Raw genomic sequence first — 21,269 nt, 5'->3', positions numbered from 1 at the left:
GTCATGGAAACCTTGTCTATGCTGATGCAGGGCTTCGCCGTCGCCGGCACGCCCGAAAACCTGATGATCGCGCTGATCGGCTGCTTCATCGGCACCGTGGTGGGCCTGTTGCCCGGCCTCGGCCCGATCAATGGTGTCGCCATCCTGCTGCCGATCGCGTTCGCCATGAAGCTGCCGCCCGAATCCGCGCTGATCCTGCTGTGCGCGGTGTACGCCGGCTGCGAGTATGGCGGGCGCATCTCGGCGATCCTGATCAACGTGCCCGGCGATGCCGGTGCGGTGATGACGACGATGGACGGCTATCCGATGGCGAAGAAGGGTCTGGCCGGCCCGGCGTTGTCGATGTCGGCGGTCGCCTCCTTCACCGGCGCGCTGGTCGCCACCATCGGCATCGTCGCCTTCGCGCCGCTGCTCGCCGAATGGGCGATCGCCTTCGGCCCCGCCGAGTACTTCGTGCTGATGGTGCTGGCGCTGTGCTGCCTGGGTGGCCTGGTCGGTGACTCGCTGCCCAAGGCGATGACCGCGTGCCTGATCGGGCTGCTGCTGTCGACCGTGGGCATCGATGCCAACAGCGGCGTCTATCGCTACACCTTCGACGCGCTGCACCTGCAGGACGGCATTCCCTTCATCGTCATCGTGATCGGCCTGTTCGCGGTCAGCGAGCTGATGCTGATGCTGCAGAACGAGCACGCCGCGAGCGCGCCGATCACCCTCACCGGGCGGCTGATGTTCAGCATGAAGGAGTTCCTGGTGGCGAAGTGGACCCTGCTGCGTTGCGCGGTGTCGGGCTTCTTCATCGGCGTGCTGCCGGGCGCCGGCGCCACCATCGCCTCGGCGATGTGCTACGCCGCCGAACGTCGCATGGCGGGCAAGGATCACCAGTTCGGCCAGGGTGACATCCGCGGCGTGGCTGCGCCCGAAGCGGCCAACAACGCCTCGGCCAACGGCTCGCTGGTGCCGATGCTGACGCTGGGCGTGCCGGGTTCGGGCACCACCGCGGTGATGATCGGCGCGCTGACGCTGTACAACATCACCCCGGGTCCGACCCTGTTCCAGGACCAGCCGGTGATCGTGTGGGGCCTGATCGCCTCGCTGTTCATCGCCAACGTCATGCTGCTGGTGATGAACATCCCGCTGATCCGCGTGTTCGTGGCCTTCCTGTCGATCCCCAACTGGCTGCTGGTGCCGGGCGTGGCGGCGGTGTCGCTGGTGGGCGTGTATGCGGTGCATGGCACGACCTTCGACCTCATCCTCGGTACCTTCATCGGCGGCATCGGCTACCTGCTGCGGGTGATGAACTTCCCGATCGCGCCCTTCATCCTCGGCTTCGTGCTCGGCGACATGATGGAGCAGAACCTACGCCGCGCCCTCTCGATCAGCAACGGCGACGTCAGCGTGCTGTTCGCCAGCCCGATCGCGATCGGCCTGTGGGTGGTGGCGGTGGGCATGCTGCTCGGCCCGCGCGTGATGCGCATGCTGGACAACCGCCGCGCGGTGGCCCAGGCATGAGTTGAAGACTCACCTCCGCGGAATTCCGTCCGCTGCGTCGTGACGGAACTCCGCGTGCGGCGGCCCCCTCCCGGGCCGCCGTTTTCGATGGGCGCCTGAGGGCGCCCGTTTTTTTTTGCGGCGAGCTCCGAGGACTCGACGGCTCACCTTGAACCTCGTCGGCTCGACGGTGAGGACGGGGTCGCCCGCTTGCCCGTGCAGTGCCTGCCCTACCGATCGTGGTGACTTTGCGTCGCCGCTTGATCGCCATCTCGAACGTCCGCCAGGAGATCCGCTCGAAGCCTCTGCGGGTAATAGCCGAATCGCTACACTCTCATTGTCTTGGTCCGAGGGAACGGTGATGACGACGTTTGAGGAAATCAGCCGCAGGAAAAGCGATCTGCTTCGCGCGGCAGCAAGCCACAAGGCGCGCAACCTGAGGGTCTTCGGGTCGGTGGCGCGCGGCGAGGACCGGCCGGATTCCGATGTCGACTTCCTGGTGGATTTCGACGCGGGTGCGTCCCTGCTCGATCTGGTCGGGTTGCAGCAGGACATCGAGGCCCTGCTCGGTCGCCGCGCGGACGTGGTGACCGCGGATGGCGTGAGCCCCTTCCTGCGCCAACGGATCCTGGCCGAAGCGAGGCCCCTGTGAGGCGGGAGCCCGTCGTCTTTCTGAAGCACATCCGGCTTTGCCTGGACCGTATCGATGCCTTCACCATCGAAGGTGAGGCTGCCTTCCATGCCGATGCGAAGACCCCGGACGCGGTGATTCGCTATCCGTGTATCTGAGCCTTGTCTGGAATGTGATCGTCAGGCATCTGCCGCCCTTGCGCAAAGCAATGGAGGCGGAACTCTTGCGAATTCCGCCTCCATCAGGATTGCTGCGCACCCGGCAGTGATTCGACGTTACGCGTCTGCCGAGGAAGGAGATCCAGGACTGATCACCCGCGGCCGCCCGCCCTGGTCGAGGGCGACGAAGACGAAGCTGGCGTCGGTGACCTTGACCTGTTCCTCGCCGTCGCGCGAGCGGCGCCAGGCCTCGACCTCGATCGTCATCGAGCTGCGGCCGACGCGCACGATCTCGGCGTGGAGGCTGACCTCGTCGCCGATGAACACCGGGCGCAGGAAGGTGATGCGGTCCACCGACACCGTGGCGCAGCGGCTGCGCGCGCGGCGGGCGGCGACGTTGCCGGCGGCGAGGTCCATCTGCGCCATCAGCCAGCCGCCGAAGATGTCGCCGGCGGGGTTGGCGTCGGCGGGCATGGCGATGGTGCGGATCGCGGGTTCGCCGCGCGGCATGGCGGTCGGGTCGTTCATGGTGAGGTTCCGGTGGGGGTGGGGGAGGCGCTGCCCGCGCCGCGCCGGGGGCGGGCAGGCCGCCCCCGGGTGAGCCGCGTCAGCTGACGTGACGGCATTTCGACGCCGGCGTGCGCGTGTCCATGTTGCGTCCGCGGTTCAGGTGGTCGTCGATCTCGGCCGCGCAGCCCAGCATGCGGGCGTGCAGGAACAAGGTGAACGCGGCGTCTTCCAAGCGCGCTTCGTCGATGCGGCCCTCACGCCATGGCTGCCAGGTCAGGCGCAGCAGCAGGGCGGCGATCACGGCGTCGATGTTCACGCAATACACCGTGCGCGACACCCCGGCCTCGTGCAGCGCCTGCACCAGGGCGTGGTAAAAGTCGTGGAACACGTTGGCCTCGCCGCGCGTGGCCATCAGCTCGCGGATGAAGGCTTCGCGCGGGTCGACGTTCACCGGCCGGTCCTTGAACACCGGGTGGTTCACGCCCGGGATCTTGCGGATGTCCTCGCTGCCGGTCTGCTTGCGTTCGGCCTTGTAGCGCGCATAGTCCTCGGCGCAGCGGCGTGCCAGCGCGGCGACGTCGATGCCGTGGGCGGCCGCCGGATCGTCGAGGCCGCTGTCGCGGAACTGCTCGATCAGGAACTGCACCCCCTCGAAGCCGTTGCCGCCGTGAGCGTAGCCGGTGTGGGTGAGGAAGCCGACGACCGCCTTGTTGAGCTGCACGCGCTGCGGCGTTTCCGGGCCGTCGGCCGAGACCGCGCCCTTGGCGCCCTGGGCGGAGATGGTGCCGGGGCCGTTGGTGAGCAGGATGCCGACCAGGGTCTGGTAGGCGAACAGGTCGGCCGGCTGCGGTGTGCGGCCGAGCAGCGCCTGGCAGGCGAGCCCGGTGAGCGAGCCGCCACCGAGCATCTCCGCCTCGTCGATGCCGCAGAAGCGGCCGGCCTCGTGCTGCGCGGCCGGGGCCGAGGCGCCGATCAGGGTGCCGACCAGCTGCATCCACCATGGCAGGCACTCGGCGCTCAGGCGCGACATGCGCTTGCGCATCAGCGGCCCCCAGGCGAGCGTGGTGGTGATCGCCGCGAGCACCGCATCGGCGCTCAGGGGCACGCCGGTGTGCTGCAGCAGGCGCACCGGCACCGAGCGCGCATCGCGCGCCGCCAGGCCGGCGAGCATCGCCTCGGCGCGGGCGTCGGGCGCCGGGGCGCGCACTAGCGCGACCAGCTCGGCGTCGTCGGCGAGCGCACGGCAGTCGAAGTCCTCGTCGAGCGCGTTGCGCAGGCCGGCGCCGTGCAGGCGCTCGATCAGCGCGCCGGCGATCGCGCGTGCGCGCTCGGCGCGGCGCGGGCCGACGATCGCGATGGCGGCGGCGAGCACCGCGTTGGGTGCGTTCCCGGCGGCGCGCGCGGCCTGGGCGGCGGCGAGCGCGGGGTCGCCATGCAGGTTGAGGTGGGCGCCGACCGCCACCGCGATCAGCTTGCGGTCGTTGTCGCCGCCGGCCTCGCGCAGCAGGGCCAGGCCGAGGTTGGCCTCGAGCGGGCGGCGCGCGGCCTCGAGCACGCTCACCCCGTGCAGGCTGGAGACCTGGGTCGCGGGGTCCATCTGCGAGGCGCCCGAGGCGTCCTTCATGGACTCGCGCGGGAACACCGCGCCGACCTGTTCGGCGAGGCGGGCGATCTGGCTGCGATAGGGCTCGAGCGCCGGCACCACCGGCAGGTCGAGCTGCGGCGGCAGCGCGATGCCGAGGTTGGCGCCGAACCAGGGCTTGAGTTCCATCGAGCCCTCGGGCGCGAAGTCGGGCAGCGTGGCGTTGGCGCGCATCACCGCGGTGAGCGCGGCGGGAATGTGGGCGATGTTGGTGACCACCGCGCCCTTCGCCGAGAACACCGGGTTGTCGGGCGTGTACAGGCCGTCGACGCCGAACTTGTCCATGAACCAGCGTTCCTTGGCGGCGGCATCGTCCTCGCCGCCCGCCATCGCGCCGGCGTGGCCGACCGCGCGCGTGAGGCGCGACTTCCAGCGCCCGACCACGCAGGCGACCACCGGCTTGGTGAACTCGGCGTCGCGCTCGTAGTAGCCGCCGGGCTCGCAATACAGCACCGCGGCCTTGCTGCGCGCGTCGTTGGCGAGCGCGAAGGCGAACTCCGGCGCCGCGTAGTGGATGTAGACGTCCTTGCCGCTGGAGACCAGCGTGGTCGTGCCCCATCCCGCCATGCGCAGGTACTGGGCGATGGTGGTGGTGAAGCCGCCCGAGTTCGACAGCACCGCGATCGAGCCGCGGCGCAGCGTGTCCGACGGGTTGTCGCCGCCGAGCGCGCCACCGATGCGCACCTGGTTCCACGAATCGGCCACCCCCAGGCAGTTGGCGCCGAAGATGTCGATGCCGTGCTGCTGGCCCATGGCGCGGATCTCGCGCGCGTCGTGCACCGAGATCTTCTCGGTGATGATGAAGACCTTCCTCAGCTCCGGATTCACCCGGATCAGCTCGGCCACGCCGTCGCGCGCCGCCGAGGGTGGCAGATAGACCACGCCGCAGTTGAAGCGGTGGCCATCATCCAGGCCCTCGCGCACGCTGTTGTAGACCGGGATGTTGCCGAGTGGCGTCTCCAGCACCTGGCCGCGGCGGCCGGGCGAGGTGCCGAACACCACGTTGCCGCCCGACCAGGCGTGGCCGACCGGGGTGACCTCGCTCGATTCGCCGCCGAGGATGTTGAGCACGCACACCCGGTCGTGCCGGGTCGCGATCTGGGCCAGCGAACTGATGCCCACGTAGTACTTGAAATCACCAACGCCTTGTTGGTACATGGCTGTCTCCTTGGACTGCTTGTGTCGGGGCTCAGGCGGCGGTGGCCGCGGGGGCGAGCCCCAGGCGCGCGGCGACGGCGTCGCGGCCGCCCGCCTTCATCCATTCGTTGGCCTCGCGCGCGTAATCGACCACCTCGCTCATCGCCGAATCGAAGCCGAACAGGCGGTAGGGCAGGCCGAGCGCCTCGCAGGTGTCGCGCAGCACGCCCATGCCGCGCACCAGGTTCGGCCCGCCGCGGCCGGCGACGACGGTGAGCGGCGTCGGGCCATGGCTGCCGAAGTGCTCGCGCAAGGCATCGGCCATGGCGCGGAAGGTCTCGTGGATGTCGGTGTTGTTGGACTTGCCGCCGATGATGAAGAGCACGTTGGACTGGCGCAGCCAGTGCTTGAAGCAGATCGAGGCGACCGCCTTCATCTTCTCGTAGGGCGGGTTGCCGCCGAAGTCGGAGGAGATGATGGCGTCGTCGCCGAGCATCTCGGTGACCAGCGAGTTGGCGCCGCCGCCGAAGGTGGGGGCGAGGATGGTGCCGCCGGCATTGATCACGTAGACGTCGCTCTGGCCCTGGTGGGTGCGCAGCTGGTTGATCTCCTGCTCGAAGTCGGAGTAGTCCACCGCGAACAGGTGGGCGGGCAGGTTCAGCCGGTGCCAGCGTGGATCGTCGCGGTCGAAGCCGCACTTGAAGTCGCAGGCCACCGGCGTGAGCCGGCCGCGGCGGTCGGGGCGCATGCGGATCGGGTTGAGCTCGAGGGTGGTCATGCCGAAGTCGTGGTACAGCTCCCACAGCCGCGGCAGGTGCTGCACCAGCGGCGAGATGATCTGCTTGGGCGCGCCGATGTCGGCGAGCGCGTTGGCGACGACGAAGGCCTTCAGGCCGGTGAGCGGGTCGAAGGGCACGCGCGCGACCTGCGACTTGTCGAGTTCCTCGATGTCGACGCCGCCGCGGTGGGTCAGGGTCATGGTCGGGGCGCGGAACTCGGTCGAGTCGGTGATCGAGAAATAGACCTCGTGCTCGGCCGGCACCGCGCCTTCGAAGGTGACGCCGTTGGCCTTCGCCACCTGGTGGCCGTGGCGGTGCTCGACGAAGTACAGGCGCTCCTTCTCGGCCAGCGCGGTGCGCAGGTCCCTGGCGCGGCCGATGAGGCCGGCCTTGCCCTTCTTGCCGACGCCGCCCTTGAACAGCGGCTTGACGAAGACCGCGCCATGACGCTCGATGAGCGCCTTGATCTGCTCCTCGCTGGCGTCCGGGCCGAGCACCTCGGCGGCGGGGAAGTCGGCGAACTGCAACAGGCGGGCGCCGTACAGCATTCCCGTGATGTTCATGTCGGGTTCTCCCGTGTGCGGTGGTCGAGGCTCAGAAGCGGTGGCGCATGCCGGCCATGACCACGCGGTGCGTGTCGCCGGCCGCCGGCGTGATGTTGCCGATCGCGTAGTTGGCGCCGTCCTCGTTGGAGAGCTGCGAGTAGCCGGTGTACAGCGTGGTGCGCTTGGACAGCGCATGCAGGTAGTAGGCCGACCAGCCGCTGGCGTCCTCGCCTGCCGCGCCGTCCGACTCGTCGCGCTCGGCGTAGCTGATCGCCACCGTGTTGGCGGGGTTGAGGCGGATCTCGGCGCTGAGGTCCCAGCTACGCGCCTTGCCGTTGCCGACGGTGCCGCTCTCCTTGTCCTGCGACCAGACGAAGTAGGGCTTCACGATGCCGAAGTCGTAGGACAGGGCGAAGCCGCTGGTACGCACCTTGCCGCCGGTGGCGTCGCGCTGCACGACCTGGGTGGTGAGCGCGCCGGCGAATCCGGCGTTGCCGTAGAGGAGGCTCAGGCCGTTACCGTCGCCTTCCTTGCGCGCGGTCGCGTTGGCGGCGGTCTTCTCCCCGAACCAGTAGCCGGCCTCCACCTCGAACCCGGCGAGCTTGGGCGAGCGGTACTTCACCATGTTGTCGAAGCGCACCTCGTAGGCCGGCTTCACCGCGCCGGTCTTGCGCACCAGCAGGCCCGCGCTGCGGTCGGCGTTGCCGGTGGCGTCGAAGGGGTCGAGCGCGGTGAAGGCGGGCGAGTACTGTCGTCCCAGGGTCAGGCGGCCGAGGCCACTTTCCAGGCCGACAAAGGACTGGCGGCCGAACAGGCGCCCGCCCTGCTCGGCGAGGCCGGTCGAGGGGTCGAAGCCGCTCTCGAGCACGAACAGGGCCTTGATGCCGTTGCCGAGATCCTCGGTGCCGCGAAAGCCGAGGCGCGAGCCGTTGAGTTCGCCATGATGGACGCCCGTGTAGCGCTGGTCGCCGGATCGCTCATGGCTGATGTTGAGGTCGATGAGGCCGTAGATGGTGACGTTGGACTGCGCTGCTGCCAGCGACGGCATGGCGAGGGCGGCGGCCACCAGGGCCGGGACGGTAAGGCGTTGCATGGAAGTCTCCTCGATCTTGTGGACGGTTGCGCAGCACGGTCGGCGCGCGGGACGCATTGCAGCGCCGCTGGCTTTCGATCGGCTTTCAGTGCAAGCGGTCGGGAAGGAGGAGGACGTTCGCGGAGGGGGGCGGGCGCAGGCGCCCGGTGGTTCAGGCGGCGATGCGGTCGCGCACGGGCAGTTCGATCTCGACGCACAGGCCGCGGCCGCCCTCGCCCGCGCGCAGCGTCACCTGGCCGCCGTGGGCGATCGCGATCTCGCGCACGATCGCGAGTCCCAGCCCGCTGCCCTCGCTGTCGCCGTGGCCGAGGATGCGGTAGAAGCGCTGGAACACGCGCTCACGCTCGGCCTCGGGGATACCGGGACCCTGGTCGCAGACGCTGACCACGGCCTCGCTCGCGAAACAGGCGACGGCGACGGTGACGGCAGAGTCGCGCGGGCTGTAGCGGATCGCGTTGTCGATCAGGTTCGACACCATCTCGCGCAGCATCGGTGCGTTGCCCTCCATCATCAGCGCGTGGCCGATGCCCTCGTAGGCAAGGTCGATGTCGCGTTTGAGCGCGAGCGGTGCGAGCTCCATGGCGACCTCCTTGACCAGGGCGGCGAGATCGAGCGGGGCGCGCTCGCCAATGACGCCGTTCACGGCCTCGGCGCGCGACAGGGTCAGCATCTGGTTGGCCAGCCGGCGCGCGGCGCGGGTGCTGCGCAGCAGGCTGGCGAAGGTCTCCAGCATCTCCTCCGGCTCGGTCTGGCGCAGGCCGTACTCGGCCTGTGTGGTCAGCACCGCCAGCGGGGTACGGATCTGGTGCGCGGCATCGGCCAGAAAGCGCCGGCGCGCGGCGAGCATCGCCGACAGGCGTTCCATGTGGTGGTTGATTGCGTCGACCAGCGGCGCCACCTCGCTCGGCACGCGCTCCATGCGCACCGGGGTGAGATCTTCCTCGTCGCGCTCGCGGATGTGGTCGCGGATGCGCAGCAGCGGACGGAATGCGGTGCCGAGCGCCAGCACCACCAGCACGGCGCCCACGGCCACCAGCAGGGCCTGGCGTTGCAGGCTGGCGACGAAAAGCCTGCGTGCCAGGGCGCGGCGCGCGTCGGTGGTCTCGGCGAACACGATCAGCACCGCATCGCCACCGGCGAGCGCGGGGTCGTACATGCGCTTGCGCATCGCGGCCATGCGCACCGTCTGGCCTGCATAGCTCAGGTCGAAGACGCGCACGGTGCCGGCCTCGTCGGGCATCTCCGGCGGGCGCAGGTCGGCGTAGCCGGTCACCAGTCCGCCCGCGGGGTCGAACACGGCATGAAAGATCCGCTCCGCGGAATCGTCCTCGAAGCCCTCGAAGGCGGCGTAGGGGATGTCCACCTGGATCTGGCCGGTGACCGAGTGGGTGCGCTCGCCGACCGCACGGACGGAGGCGGTGAGGGTGCGGTCGTAGGCCTGATTGACCGCGTCGAGCGCGTTGCGGTAGGTCAGGAAGGCGTTGACGACGAGCAGCACGGCCAGTGGCGGCAACAACCAGACGAGCACGCGGTGGCGCAGGCTGGCGCCACGGGCCGGCACTGGCCGCGGCGGCCGAGCATCCGTTTCGCCCGCCTCGGCGGGGGCAACGGGTGCGGGGCTGGAACTGCCGGCCATGTCAGGCCGCCGGCTTTTCCGCGAGCAGGTAGCCCAGCCCACGCAGCGTGTTGATCGCCACGCCGGCGCCCTCGAGCTTCTTGCGCAGACGCGAGACGTAGATCTCGATCGCTTCCACGCGCGCGTCGGCATCGAACTCGAACACCTTCTCGAACAGGGCCTCGCGTGCCACCGGACGGCCGATGCGCGACAGCAGCGCTTCGAGCACGGCGAGCTCGCGTGGCGTGAGGGCGAGGGGCTCGCCGTCTATCGTCGCCATGCGCGTGGTGGTGTCGAACTCCAGCCGGCCGAGGCGGACCAGCGGCACCTGGTTGCCGGCGCGGCGGAGCAAGGCCTTGATGCGCGCCTCGAGTTCCGCGATCTCGAAGGGTTTCGTCAGATAATCGTCGGCACCGAGGTTGAGTCCCTGCACGCGCTCTTCCGTGCTGCCGCGCGCGGTCAAGACCAGCACCGGGGTGGGCGGGCTGGCGTCGGGGCCGCCCTCGCGATGGCGCAGACGGCGCAGCACTTCCAGTCCGTCCATGCCGGGCAGCGAAAGGTCGAGGATCACGACGTCGTAGTGTTCGGTGCGCAGCGCCTGATCGGCATGGTCGCCGCGGCCGAGCACGTCGAGCACGAAGCCCGCCTGGCGCAGTGCCCGCCCGACCCATTCGGCGAGATCGGCATGGTCCTCGACCAGCAGCAGCCGCATCGGGGGCTCCGGTGAAAGTGAATCGAAAGGTGTGTGCCCGATTATCTGCGCAAAGCGCGTGTGCGTCCAAGGCGGGTGGCGTGCGGCGCGCCGGGAACCCAGCCGGGGCTTGGAACGGGAGGACTGTACGGTGAACTGCGGAGCTCTGCGGGTCTTGCTGAGGACCTTGCTGATGATCGCCGCCACGACGGCGGCAATGGGCGCACACGCCGAAAAGACCATCGATCGGCAGGAGCAGGCGCGCCGCGAGGGGGTGGTCGTCGTCTATGCCGCGTCGGACCTCGAGGTGGTGAGGCCCGTGGTGGACGACTTCGAGGCGCTCCATCCGGGTGTGCGCGTCGAGTACCACGACATGCAGTCCGGGGATCTTTATGCGCGCGTCGTCGATGAGGCGAGCCGGGGCGTGCTCGCGGCCGATGTGGTGTGGAGTTCGGCCATGGACCTGCAGATCAAGCTGGTCAATGACGGCCATGCGCAGCCGCACCGTTCGGCGGAGACAGCGGCCTTGCCGAGCTGGGCGGTATGGAAGGACGAGGCCTTCGGCACCACGTATGAACCGGCGGCCTTCATCTACAACAGGCGCCTGCTCGCCGAGGACGACGTCCCCTCCAGCCATGCCGAGCTGATCCGCCTGCTCGAACGTGCGCCGGCTGCCCTGCACGGACGGATCGCGACCTACGATCCGCAACGCTCCGGTCTTGGCCTGCTGCTTCACTCCCAGGATGCGCAAGCCAACCCAATCGTGTTCTGGCAACTCGCGCGCGGCATGGGCGTGCTGGGGCTCGAGCAGCATGTGGCGAGCAGCGACATGCTGGACCGGATCTCGGCCGGCAAGCTGGTGCTGGCCTATAACGTGCTCGGCTCCTATGCCTACCGTCGCGCGCGCAGCGATCCGGCGCTCGGGGTGGTGCTGCCGCAGGACTACACCCTGGTGCTGAGCCGGGTCGCCTTCATCACCCGCGGTGCCCGCCATCCGGCGGCCGCGAGACTTTGGCTGGACCACCTGCTGTCCGCCCGCGGCCAGGCCTTGCTCGCAGGGCATCTCGGCCTGCTGCCGTTGCGCGGCGAGGCAACGGCCGATACCAGGGGCGGTGCCGCCCGCATGCTGCATCCGGACCTGCAGCAGGCATTCCGCCCGATCCGCATCGGCTCCGGTCTGCTCGCCTACCAGGATCAGGCCAAGAAGGACGCTTTCCTGCGGCAATGGGATGCGGCGACTCGCCCGCATCCGGAGTGATGGCCCGCGCGCCTCCGCGCACCCCTTCCAGCATCCCTTGCATTGCGCGGGCATCGGTTCGCGGATGCGTCCCCGTCGCCCGCGCGCGCCGCCCTGCTTCCAGGTCTCATCAGGACTTTGCTCTCTCATGTCGCTTCCGAGCCTCCCATCATCCACCACGCACGGGTGCCAGATCGCCGCCACGCTCGTGCTGGCGACGCTTGCGGGGTGGCTGTCCGCCCGCCTCAACCTGCCCCTGCCGTGGATGATCGGGCCGCTGTTCGCGGTTGCGGGCGCACGTATGACGGGTCTTGGCCTGCGCCCCTTGCCGGGGGGCCGGCAGAGCGGGCAATGGGCGATCGGTACGGCGCTCGGGCTGTATTTCAGCGCCGACGTGGTGGCTCAGCTCGCGTTGCACGCCCCGCTCGTCGTGGCCGCGGCGCTCGGGTCGCTTGCGCTGGGTGTGGTGTGCGCGCTGATCATGCTGCGGCTCGCCGGGGTCGATACCGCGACCGCCTTCTTCGCTGCGCTGCCGGGTGGCGCCTCGGAGATGGCCAACCTCGCCGACCGCCATGGTGGCGCGGTCGATCGCATCGCCGCGGCGCATGCGCTGCGGGTGATGCTGGTGGTGTCGCTGCTGCCTTTTGCGCTCACCTTCGCCGGGGTGCAGGGCAGCGACATCTATGTGCCGCAGGCGCGTGATGTGCAGCCGCAGTACTTCCCGCTGCTGGTGGGCGCCAGCCTCCTCGGCGTGGGGGTGTTCAAGCTGCTGCGAATCGCCAACGCCTGGGTGCTCGGCCCCTTGCTCGGGGTGGCGGTGGCAATGCTCTCGGGCGTGCCGCTGTCGGCCTTGCCGGGCTGGGTGGTCAATGGCGGGCAGCTGTTGATCGGCTGCGCGCTCGGCTGCCGCTTCTCGCGGGAATTCTTCCGTGCCGCGCCGCGCTTCATGGCGGTGGCGGCGCTCACCGCCCTGCTCTCGATCGCGCTTTCCTTCGCGCTCGCCTTCGTGCTCGACCTTGCGTCACCGGTGCCGCTGCCCACCTTGTCGCTCGCCACCGCGCCGGGAGGCGTGTCGGAGATGTGCATCACCGCCAAGGTGCTGCAGCTGGGTGTTCCACTGGTGACGGTGTGTCATGTGTTGCGCGTCGTCGTGCTTACGGTCGGTGCCCCATGGACCTACAGCCTGTTCCGTCGGGTCGCCGCCGCATGAAGGGCGCGAGGCAGGCGCGGTGGCGCCGCGCCGCCGGCGCGGTGCCGTGCGTCTCGCCGTTTGCTCAGCCGTGCGCGCTTTCCTCCAGGGTCGGATAGTCGGTATAGCCGCGCGGCCCCGGGGTGTAGAAGGTCGCCGGGTCCGGTGCGTTGAGTGCGGCCTTGCGGCGGATGCGCTCGGGCAGGTCGGGGTTGGCGAGGAAGGCGGTACCGAAGGCGACCGCATCGAGCTTGCCGGCGGCGACTGCGGCCTCGGCCTCGTCGGCCGAGTAGCCCATGTTGCCGATCAGCACGCCACGGAACATCGCGCGCACCGGCGTCATCACGTCGCCGTGCTGCTTGCCGAAGAAGTCGCCGCGCATCAGGTGCAGATAGGCGAGGCGGTAGTCGTTGAGGCAGCCGGCGAGCCATTCGACGAGGCCGAGCGGGTCGCTGTCGATCATGTCGTTGTAACTGTTGAGCGGCGACAGGCGTACGCCGACGCGTCCGCTGCCCCACACCTTGCACACCGCCTCGATGACCTCGAACAGCAGGCGGGCGCGGTGCTCGCGCGGACCGCCATAGGGGCCGCTGCGCGTGTTGCTGCCGTCGCGCAGGAACGCGTCGAGGAGGTAGCCGTTGGCGCCATGCACTTCGACGCCGTCGAAGCCGGCCGCGCGCGCGTTCTCGGCCGCGCGCGCGAAGCCGGCGACGATGCCCGGCAGCTCGTCGTCACGCAGTTCGCGCGGCACGACGTAGGGCTGCTTGCCCTGCGGTGTGTGCACCTCGTCGCCGGTGATCGCGAGCGCGCTGGGTGCGACCGGCTGGCGGCCGTCGTTGAGCAGCGGATGGCAGGCGCGGCCGCCGTGCCAGATCTGCAGCACGATGCGTCCGCCGGCGGCGTGCACCGCATCGGTGACCTTCTTCCAGCCCGCAACCTGAGCCTCGGAGTGGATGCCGGGCTCGTGCCAGAAGGCGGAGTTACCCTCCATCGCCATCGTCGCCTCGGCGATCAGCAGGCCGGCGCTGGCGCGCTGGGCGTAGTGGGTGGCCATGAGTTCGCCGGGCACGTGGCCGTCCTCGGCGCGGCAGCGCGTGAGCGGGGCCATCAGGATACGGTTGGGCAGGGCGAGATCGCCGGCTTGCAGAGGGGTGAACAGGTCGGTCATGGGAGAACGTTCCTCGGTAGGAAGGGGTGTCAGGGCCGCGGGCCAGGCGCACGCGCGTGCGGTGCCCGCGGCCGCGCAGCCTGCGATGCCTGCCTGTGACCAGGCGGATCGGCGATCGGTTCGTGGGGCGACGTTCAGCCGGCCTCGCCGTTGCTCACCACCACCGCGCGGCGTCCGGCCTGCTTGGCACTGTACATCGCCAGGTCGGCGCGGCGGCGCAGGGTGTCGAGGTCGGTGCCGTGGTCGGGACAGAGGGCAATGCCGATGCTGCACGACAGGGGCAGGTTCCCGGCGGACGTGGTCACCGGCCGCGAGACCGCAGCGAGCAGCTTTTCGCCGACCTGGCGGGCGTCGCTGGCGTCGAGGACGTTGGTGAGCAGCACGACGAACTCGTCGCCGCCATAGCGTGCGATCGTATCGCAGGAGCGCAGCTCCTCCGTCATGCGCCCGGCGGCAGCGCGCAGGACCTCGTCGCCGACCTCGTGGCCGTGCTGGTCGTTGATCTCCTTGAAGTGGTCGAGGTCGATCAGGATGACGGCGAAGCGGTTGCCATTGCGCTGCCAGCTATGCACCGCGTGGGTGAAGCGATCGCCGAGCAGGTAGCGATTGGGCAGGCTGGTGAGCACGTCGTGGGTGGCGAGGTAGGCCGACTGCTCGTGCTCGATGCCGGCCCGGGTGAGTGCGCGGTAGTGGCGCAGCAGCAACCAGGGCGCGAACAGCGCGGCGACCAGCAACAGGCTGAGGATCGCGAGCGTCTCGGTGCTCAGGACGTCGTGCAGGCGCTGCTGCTGGGTAAAGCGGATGAGGACGTGCTGCGCCGCACTATGCACCGGCTCGCTGCGCGTGAATGTCGGCAGCAACCAGCGCTCGAGCGGGGTGCCGGCATCGGCGTCGCGCTGCAGCAGCACGCCTTCCGCGCCATCGCTGGCGACCAGCACGGCGTGGATGCCAAGGGGCTGCGCGGGTCCGGAGGTCGCGGCGGGCGGCAGCAGTGCTGCACTCTTGATGAGCAGCATCGACGCCATCGAGTTGCCGAACAGGTTGGGTGCGTCGCCGTTGGGGCGGTCGGTGGGGCGCTCGACGACCTGAAGCAGCAGGTAGCCGGTCTCGCCTTCGTAGAGCCGGAAGACCGGCGACGCCACGGCCTGCTGGTTGCCGCGCGCGCGGGCCAGCAGGGCGGCGAGATGATCAACCGTCTCGAGGCGCACGCCATAGATCGCTTGCGCCTGTGGCAGGTCCGGATACATGAACAGGATCGGCCAGGTGTCCGTCGCGGGTGACAGCTCTGCCGCCGGACGGCCGGTGAGCTGGGAGAAGCGCTTGAGTGCGAAGTCGTCACGCCAATGGCGACGCAGGTTCTCGGCGAGGGCGGTGGCTTCGCGGACGGGCACCCGGCGGGCGATCTCGATCTGATAGATGTGCGGATGAGCGGCGACGACGGCGGCGGCGTAGCGCTCGGTGGCGGCGCGGTCGTCATGCTCCACCGCGAGCAGGAAGGCAGACAGCCCTGAGAGCACCGCCTCGTTGGCGTGGAGTTTCTGCCGGACCCCGGCGGCGACGGTATCGGTCGTCTGGCGGAAATCGTGTTCCAGGCGGCGAATCTCGGCGGTGATCAACAGGGAGCCGGCTATCGCGAGCAGCGCCAGCCAGGCAAGCAAGAGCAGGACGAGGTTCGAAGGGCGGGGTCGATGCGACATGGGGGCTCCGGACGCATCAGTATCGTCAACTGCCCAAGACGTGTAAATCAGCCAAAAGTCATAGATTTCCTGGATTCGATCCAGATCACTCACACGCCTTCGAGGGCTTCGAAACAGCGCGCGAGTGCGGCTCGGGCAAGTGTGGCCAGCTGCGTCGCGCGCGCCTGGCGCCGGGCCACGGGTTCGCCGAGCGCGGCTTTCGCGGCGCCGATCGGACCTGCGGCCGTGACCGCGTGCAGGTGAAGCGCGTCCGCATGCCAGGTCTCGAGGTAGGCATGCAGCTTGTCGCCTTGAGCGGAGGTCTGGACCAGGCTCGCTGCCGGGCGGGCGAAGGCCTCGGCGACGATCCGCGCGTGCAGGCTGCTGGCGAGGCACAGCGTGCAGCCCGAGAGGAGGGCGCAGAGATCGAGCGGATGCGTGCTGGTGGCCACCGTGCAGTCCGCCGGTTCATGCAGGCGCATGCGCAGACGGTCCAGCACCTCGGGGTCGTCATGCCAGGGCGCGCGTCCGGCGCAGAACAGCACCAGCCCCAGGCCGGTGTCGCGCTGCAGGTGATCGAGACCGATGGCGAGTGCGTCCAGGGTGGCGTCATCGGCGAACTCCGCGCTCACCTGAACCGCGATCCACCCGGCGGGATAGCGCGTCCGCAGCGCGGCCGGTTCGCCCGCCTGGGCATGTTGGCCGATGGCGGTGCCGAGCACGTGTGGCGCCAGCACGGCGGGGTCGGGCGCCAGGCGGGCCATGATGCCGGCGGCAGCGAGCGTGTCCTGCGTGCGACGGTCGCGGACGTGCAGGACCGTGGCCGCGCGCAGCTCGGTGAGGGCGGCGCGGCGCGAGGCCGCCGGCAACTGCGCGAAACCGACCCCACCGCTGGCGGCGTGGGCGATGCGGCTGCCGGGCGGAAGCTGCGCCTTCGACGCCAGGTAGGGCAGGGCGCGGCGGATGCCCAGATGCTGGCGGGCCCAGGCCTCGCGCCCGCGGTGGTCGCGGTCGTGCGCGGCGATGAGGGCGGCGGCGCGCTGCGCGGGTTCGAGCATCACGGCCGCCTCCCAGACCGTGCAGCCGAGGATCTCCCCGCCCACCTGCAGGAGGTCGGGCGGCGCGCGCGGCGGATCGAGGGCGGATCGGCGCCGCCAGCGCGCGATGAGCTCATCCAGGGCATGGACCTGCATGCCGCCTGCACTGCGCAGGTCGCGGCTGGCCGCGCCGGCGAAGAGCATGGGCCGCGCCGGGGCATGGCTGCTTGCGAGCGCTGCGGCGATACGGCCCAGCAGCAGGTCGCCGAGGTTGTGGCGGTCGAAGGCGCCGAACAGGATGAGCGGGGACATGGACCGCATCTTCACGCGCGCGGCCCGGGGTTTCAACGGCATGGCGCCCGCGGGACGGGCTTGCATGCGGTGAGCGCAGGCGACGGGTGTTTGCGCGAGAATGCAGGTCTTGCCCGTGCGCGACGTGGCGCGCGGAATCTTTTCCCCGCCAGGGGCTCTGACCCCTGCGATGCGGCGCGCAGCGTCCGCGCCAGTCAACAGGACCGACACATGTACAGGGACCCCCGCTTTTCCGGCATTTTCCAGACCCTCGGCGGCCCGGCCGCCACGCCGCCCACCTTGCTGCAGAAGATCGTTGGCGCGGTGGTGATGGCCGGGGTGTTCGTGCTCGCGCTGACCTTCTCGGTCGCGCTGTTCGCGGTGCTGCTGACGGCGGGCGTGGCGATCTGGGCCTGGGTGTGGTGGAAGACGCGCGCACTGCGCAAGGCGATGCGCGCGCAGATGGACGCCGAGGCCGCGAGCGGCCGCGGCCCGCGCCCGCAGAGCGCACGCGGGCTGATCATCGAGGGTGAGGTGATCCGCGAGCTGCGGACCGACGAGGAAGGCAGCGCCAACGATGATGTCGGCAAGGGCGGTCCCGGCCGCCCGAACGCATCATGAACGTGCCGCGAGCCCCTGCCCTGCCCGTCGCCGACAGCAGCGCCGGCGAATGCTGCGCGCGTGCGCAGGCGGCCTCCTATGCGCGCGCGGAGGCGCTGCGCTTCGCCCCGCCGGGTCCCGGGCCGCTGGCCCGGTTGCGCATCTTCATGGGTTGCCTGCTCGGTCGGGCAAGCCCCCGGCGCGGCTGATCATCAGTCCGCCACGGGCGGCGTCAGCGTCTGCAGCCGGGCCTCTCGCCCCGCGGGCACGCTGCGGATGTGCACGTCGACCTGGTTGTACGCGATCTCGATGCCATTGGTGCGGAAGCGGCGGTCGATCTCGCGGCTGATCTCGTCGATCGCGGCGTTGCGGTCCGCCAGCTCGCGCACGTGCACCCGCAGCTCGTGGTCGAGCGTGCTGGCACCGAAGGCGAGCAGGAACACGAGCGGCTCCGGATCCTTGAGCACGCGCGCGTTGTCGTCGGCGATCTGCAGCAGCAGCTTGCGGGTGAGATCGAGGTTTGACCCATAGGCCACGCCCACCTTCACCGTGACGCGGGTGATGGTGTCGGTCAGCGACCAGTTGGTGAGTTCACCGGTGATGAAGGCCTTGTTGGGGACGATCATCTCCTTGCGGTCGAAGTCGGTGATCGTGGTGGCGCGGATCTGGATGCGGGTGACCGTGCCCGACACGTTGCCGATGGTCACCACGTCGCCGATGCGCAGCGGGCGCTCGAACAGGATGATCAGGCCGGACACGAAGTTGGCGAAGATCTCCTGCAGGCCGAAGCCGAGGCCGACCGACAGCGCCGCCACCAGCCACTGCAGCTTGTCCCAGCTCACCCCGAGCGTGCTCAGGGTGGCGACGATGCCGGCGCCGACGATCACGTAGGACAGGAGCGTGGTGATCGCGTAGGCGCTGCCCTGCGCCAGCCGGAGCCGCGACAGCACCAGCATCTCGAGCAGCCCGGGCAGGTTGGCGGCGAGGATGAAGGCAATCGCCGCGATCACCAGCGCGCCGAGCACGTCGGCGAGGCTGATCGGCACTAGGCTGGCGGTTTCGCCGCTGCCACTGGCGTACTGGTAGAGGGTGATGTTGTCGAGATAGGCGAAGACGCCGATCAGATCCGCCCACACCCAGTACAGCACGATCAGCAGGCCGCTCAACAGGCCGAGGTGGAGCAGGCGCAGCGACTGCTGGTTGATCTTGGCGACGTCGAGCACCGGCGCCTCGAAGGTGGTCTCGTTGTCGGCGCTCTGCTTGCCCTCGCGTTCGGCGGCCTCGCGGCGGGCCACGGCGCGCTGGTAGTCGATTCGGCGCGCGGCCACCGCCAGCGCGCGGACCAGCGTGGCCTCGAGCAGCCGCCAGACGATGAGCACGAACAAGGTGTCGATCAGCCGTCCGGTGAGCTTGAGTGCGGTGTAGTAGTAGCCCATCACCAGTGCGCCGATCAGCGTCAGCGGCATCAGCGCGAGCGCGAAGCCGAGCATCACCCGCAGTGGCGAGGGCCGGCCGTCGTGAGATTTGTGCACGAGCAGGCGCACCATCAGCCACGCCATGGTCGCGTAGCCGGCGAGCAGGATGAGGATGCCGAGCACGTCGTTGGCGAGCGCCTCCGGCTGGCGTTCGGCGAGGGTGACGATGGCGACCACGGCGAGCACGACCAGGCCGAGCCGGCGCAGCTGGCGATGCAGCGAGCGGACCTGGTCCTCCGGCCACTGGAAGTGACGCTCGGCGACGCCGCCCGGAACCATGATGCGATATGCCGTGTAGAACACCAGCCAGGCCTGCGCCATCTGCAGCAGGGCGGCACCGAGCGCGGCGTTCTGCCCGCGCGCGTCCATCTGCAGCGCGATGCCGCCGAGGGCCAGCAGCAGGCTCACCGGCAGCGCGAGCAGCAGGTTGAAGAGGATGGCGAGCGGCGTGTGCAGCTGGCTGTCGCGGCGCACGTAGCCGATATCGGCGTGCAGGCGATCGAGCTTGTCGCGCAGCCAGCGCCGGCGGCCGAGCAGCGCCAGGCTCAGCAGCAGCACCGGCAGGAACAGCAGGGGACGCGCCTGGAGGCCGGCCCACAGCTCGCTGGCGGCCGACTGCCAGGGGATGCCGGCCAGCTGGGCGCTGAGCTGCGCGGGCACGGCCCCGAGCCAGGCCAGATCGAGCGGGCGGTTGCTCGGAATCCAGAACATCTGCTCGTCGAGCTTGGCGCGCAGCCGATCCGCGGTGGCCTGCAGCTGGCGCTCGTTGAGCTGCAGCGTGATCGACTCGTTGAGGAGGGTGTTGAGCTCGCGGTTCAGGCGCTCGAGCAGTTCGGCGCGCGTACCGAGGAGGGCGATCAGCGGTTCGCGGATCGCGGCGTCGGCCTGGCCTGCGGGGGCCTCGGCGAGCAGGCGTTCGGCGAACGCTTCGGGGCGGGCGAGCTGCTCGCGCTCCTTGTTGACCTCGAACTGGTAGAGGCGGATGTCGGCGATCTGCTCGGCGAGATCGCCGTCGATCTTCGGCTGCGGCAGCGCCCGCTTCTGTTCGAGCAGGATGCGCGACAACAGCAGACTGCCCTGCAGCACGTTGATCTGTTCGTCGATCACGGTGCTGTTGCGGCTGAGTGCATCGAGCTGCTGGCGGACCGCGAGGTTGCGCTGGCTGAGCTGGTTGAGATGCTCGGTGGCGCGCAGCAGGTAGGCGGAGAGCCGCTGGTTGGTGGCGGTCTCGCGCGCCAGCAGGCTGTCCGCGGTGGCGGGGCGGGTGTCCGCGGCGCCGGTGAGGGCTTGCACGGTCTCGGCGGTCTGTGCGCTGCGACGCTGGTTGATCGCAGTCTGCAGCGCCCGCACCTGGGCCTCGATGCGGGCGACCTCGAGGGTGGCGAGGTCCTGGCGAGCCTGGCCGAGATCGAGCAGCGCGCTGTTGCCGGAGAGCTCCTCGCGCCGCAGTGCGACCTGGGCGTCGAGCGCGCGCCATTCGGCGGCGAGCGCATCGCGGCGCTCGGCACTCAGCGTGCGGCCGTCGCGACCGGGCTCGCGGTTGCTGGCGAGTGCGCTCTCGACCGTGCTCATGCGCGCCTGGCTGGTGCTGATCTCGGACTGCGCGCGTTCGGGGCCGGTGCGTGCGCCGACCAGCAAGGCGTTGGCCTCGTCGAGGCGGCGACGCCACTCGGTGAGTGCGGTGTTGCGCTCCGCGAGGCGGCGCTCGAGTTCTGCGTCGGAACTGCCCGGGTCGATGGTGGCGCCGGTGTCCGCCGCCTGCAGGCGGGCGAGCTCGGCGCGCGCCTCGCGCGTGCGCTGCGGGGCTGCGGCGACGGTGGCGCGCAAGGCCTCGCGCTGCGCGCGCAGGTCCTCCGCCTGCGCCAGGCTGGCCAGCGCCTGCTCCAGGGCCTGCTGGGCGGCGCGCTGCTCGGCTTCGGGCAGCTTGCGCTCGGCGAGCGCGTCGAGGCGGCCGCGCAGCTCGCTGGCGGTGGGCGGCGTGGGTGCCTGTGCAAACGCTTGTGCGCACAGCAGCGGCAGCAACAGCAGGGCGAGGAGACGGAGCAGAGGCATGGAGCGGAGGGATTCGCGAGCGGACGCCGCAGGCAAGGCGCGCCCGGACGGGCCCGATGTGGCTGGGGAAGCGCGAGTGTAGCGCGCTCCCGGCGGGCGCGTTGCGGACCGGATCGTAAGGGCGTTTTTTGCGTGCGCGGGGGGCGTTCGTGCTGCGGGGCCTTTGCGCGCCCGCGCCGGTGTGTCACGACCCCGCGCTTGAACCGAGCGGGCACGCCGACTATCGTGTCGGACCCCGACAAGACGGAAAACAAC

The 21,269-nt window shown here is 70.1% G+C and carries 16 protein-coding genes; 6 read left to right on the top strand and 10 right to left on the bottom strand.

Going from position 1 to position 21,269, the window contains the following annotated elements:
• Positions 1 to 3: 3 nt before the first annotated feature.
• The gene (locus AAG895_RS00190; RefSeq protein ID WP_345793553.1) at positions 4 to 1,509 is read left to right on the top strand and encodes a tripartite tricarboxylate transporter permease; all 1,506 of its coding nucleotides are present in this window, start codon (positions 4 to 6) and stop codon (positions 1,507 to 1,509) included.
• Positions 1,510 to 1,849: 340 nt separating this feature from the next.
• Positions 1,850 to 2,140, top strand: a complete 291-nt coding sequence (locus AAG895_RS00185; protein WP_345793552.1) for a nucleotidyltransferase family protein — start codon at positions 1,850 to 1,852, stop codon at positions 2,138 to 2,140.
• 254 nt (positions 2,141 to 2,394) lie between these two features.
• Here AAG895_RS00185 and AAG895_RS00180 read toward each other — a convergent pair whose 3' ends face one another.
• The 6 genes from AAG895_RS00180 to AAG895_RS00155 form a co-directional block, all read right to left on the bottom strand.
• Entirely contained in the window at positions 2,395 to 2,805 is a 411-nt protein-coding gene (locus AAG895_RS00180) for an acyl-CoA thioesterase (RefSeq protein ID WP_345793551.1), read from the bottom strand.
• Positions 2,806 to 2,884: 79 nt separating this feature from the next.
• The gene (locus tag AAG895_RS00175; protein WP_345793550.1) at positions 2,885 to 5,587 is read right to left on the bottom strand and encodes a CoA-binding protein; all 2,703 of its coding nucleotides are present in this window, start codon (positions 5,585 to 5,587) and stop codon (positions 2,885 to 2,887) included.
• A gap of 31 nt (positions 5,588 to 5,618) precedes the next feature.
• Positions 5,619 to 6,908, bottom strand: a complete 1,290-nt coding sequence (locus tag AAG895_RS00170; RefSeq protein ID WP_345793549.1) for an ATP citrate lyase citrate-binding domain-containing protein — start codon at positions 6,906 to 6,908, stop codon at positions 5,619 to 5,621.
• A gap of 31 nt (positions 6,909 to 6,939) precedes the next feature.
• Positions 6,940 to 7,983 (bottom strand): porin, encoded by a 1,044-nt coding sequence (locus tag AAG895_RS00165; RefSeq protein WP_345793548.1) that lies wholly within the window; start codon positions 7,981 to 7,983, stop codon positions 6,940 to 6,942.
• Between the two features lie 151 nt (positions 7,984 to 8,134).
• On the bottom strand, positions 8,135 to 9,619 hold the full coding sequence (locus AAG895_RS00160; RefSeq protein ID WP_345793547.1) for a sensor histidine kinase N-terminal domain-containing protein: 1,485 nt from the start codon (positions 9,617 to 9,619) through the stop codon (positions 8,135 to 8,137).
• Between the two features lies 1 nt (position 9,620).
• Positions 9,621 to 10,310 carry a response regulator gene (locus AAG895_RS00155; protein WP_345793546.1) on the bottom strand — a complete coding sequence of 230 codons (690 nt, stop codon included), beginning with the start codon at positions 10,308 to 10,310 and terminating at the stop codon, positions 9,621 to 9,623.
• 172 nt (positions 10,311 to 10,482) lie between these two features.
• Here AAG895_RS00155 and AAG895_RS00150 point away from each other — a divergent pair, with 172 nt between their 5' ends.
• Positions 10,483 to 11,547, top strand: coding sequence for an ABC transporter substrate-binding protein (locus AAG895_RS00150; RefSeq protein ID WP_345793545.1), 1,065 nt, complete (start codon positions 10,483 to 10,485; stop codon positions 11,545 to 11,547).
• 127 nt (positions 11,548 to 11,674) lie between these two features.
• Positions 11,675 to 12,736, top strand: a complete 1,062-nt coding sequence (locus AAG895_RS00145) for an AbrB family transcriptional regulator (RefSeq protein WP_345793544.1) — start codon at positions 11,675 to 11,677, stop codon at positions 12,734 to 12,736.
• A gap of 64 nt (positions 12,737 to 12,800) precedes the next feature.
• Here the strand turns inward: AAG895_RS00145 and AAG895_RS00140 are convergent, their stop codons facing one another.
• From AAG895_RS00140 to AAG895_RS00130, 3 genes are all read right to left on the bottom strand, one after another.
• Positions 12,801 to 13,883, bottom strand: coding sequence for an alkene reductase (locus AAG895_RS00140; protein WP_345793543.1), 1,083 nt, complete (start codon positions 13,881 to 13,883; stop codon positions 12,801 to 12,803).
• Positions 13,884 to 14,017: 134 nt separating this feature from the next.
• Positions 14,018 to 15,580 carry a sensor domain-containing diguanylate cyclase gene (locus tag AAG895_RS00135; protein ID WP_345793542.1) on the bottom strand — a complete coding sequence of 521 codons (1,563 nt, stop codon included), beginning with the start codon at positions 15,578 to 15,580 and terminating at the stop codon, positions 14,018 to 14,020.
• A gap of 89 nt (positions 15,581 to 15,669) precedes the next feature.
• Complete coding sequence (locus tag AAG895_RS00130) at positions 15,670 to 16,908, bottom strand: polysaccharide pyruvyl transferase family protein (protein ID WP_345793541.1); 1,239 nt, start codon at positions 16,906 to 16,908, stop codon at positions 15,670 to 15,672.
• Positions 16,909 to 17,118: 210 nt separating this feature from the next.
• Between AAG895_RS00130 and AAG895_RS00125 the strand changes: the two genes are divergently transcribed.
• Both AAG895_RS00125 and AAG895_RS00120 read left to right on the top strand, forming a co-directional pair.
• Positions 17,119 to 17,508 (top strand): hypothetical protein, encoded by a 390-nt coding sequence (locus AAG895_RS00125; protein WP_345793540.1) that lies wholly within the window; start codon positions 17,119 to 17,121, stop codon positions 17,506 to 17,508.
• Positions 17,505 to 17,696, top strand: a complete 192-nt coding sequence (locus AAG895_RS00120) for a hypothetical protein (RefSeq protein ID WP_345793539.1) — start codon at positions 17,505 to 17,507, stop codon at positions 17,694 to 17,696. Before AAG895_RS00125 ends, AAG895_RS00120 begins: the two co-directional genes overlap by 4 nt.
• A 3-nt stretch (positions 17,697 to 17,699) precedes the next feature.
• Here AAG895_RS00120 and mscK read toward each other — a convergent pair whose 3' ends face one another.
• Positions 17,700 to 21,014, bottom strand: a complete 3,315-nt coding sequence (gene mscK, locus AAG895_RS00115) for a mechanosensitive channel MscK (RefSeq protein WP_345793538.1) — start codon at positions 21,012 to 21,014, stop codon at positions 17,700 to 17,702.
• Positions 21,015 to 21,269: the final 255 nt, after the last annotated feature.

The sequence above is a fragment of the Thauera sp. JM12B12 genome (genome assembly GCF_039614725.1).
GTDB lineage: Bacteria > Pseudomonadota > Gammaproteobacteria > Burkholderiales > Rhodocyclaceae > Thauera.
Note: the sequence above shows the minus strand (reverse complement) of the source record. Positions and strands in the feature narration are given on the sequence as shown.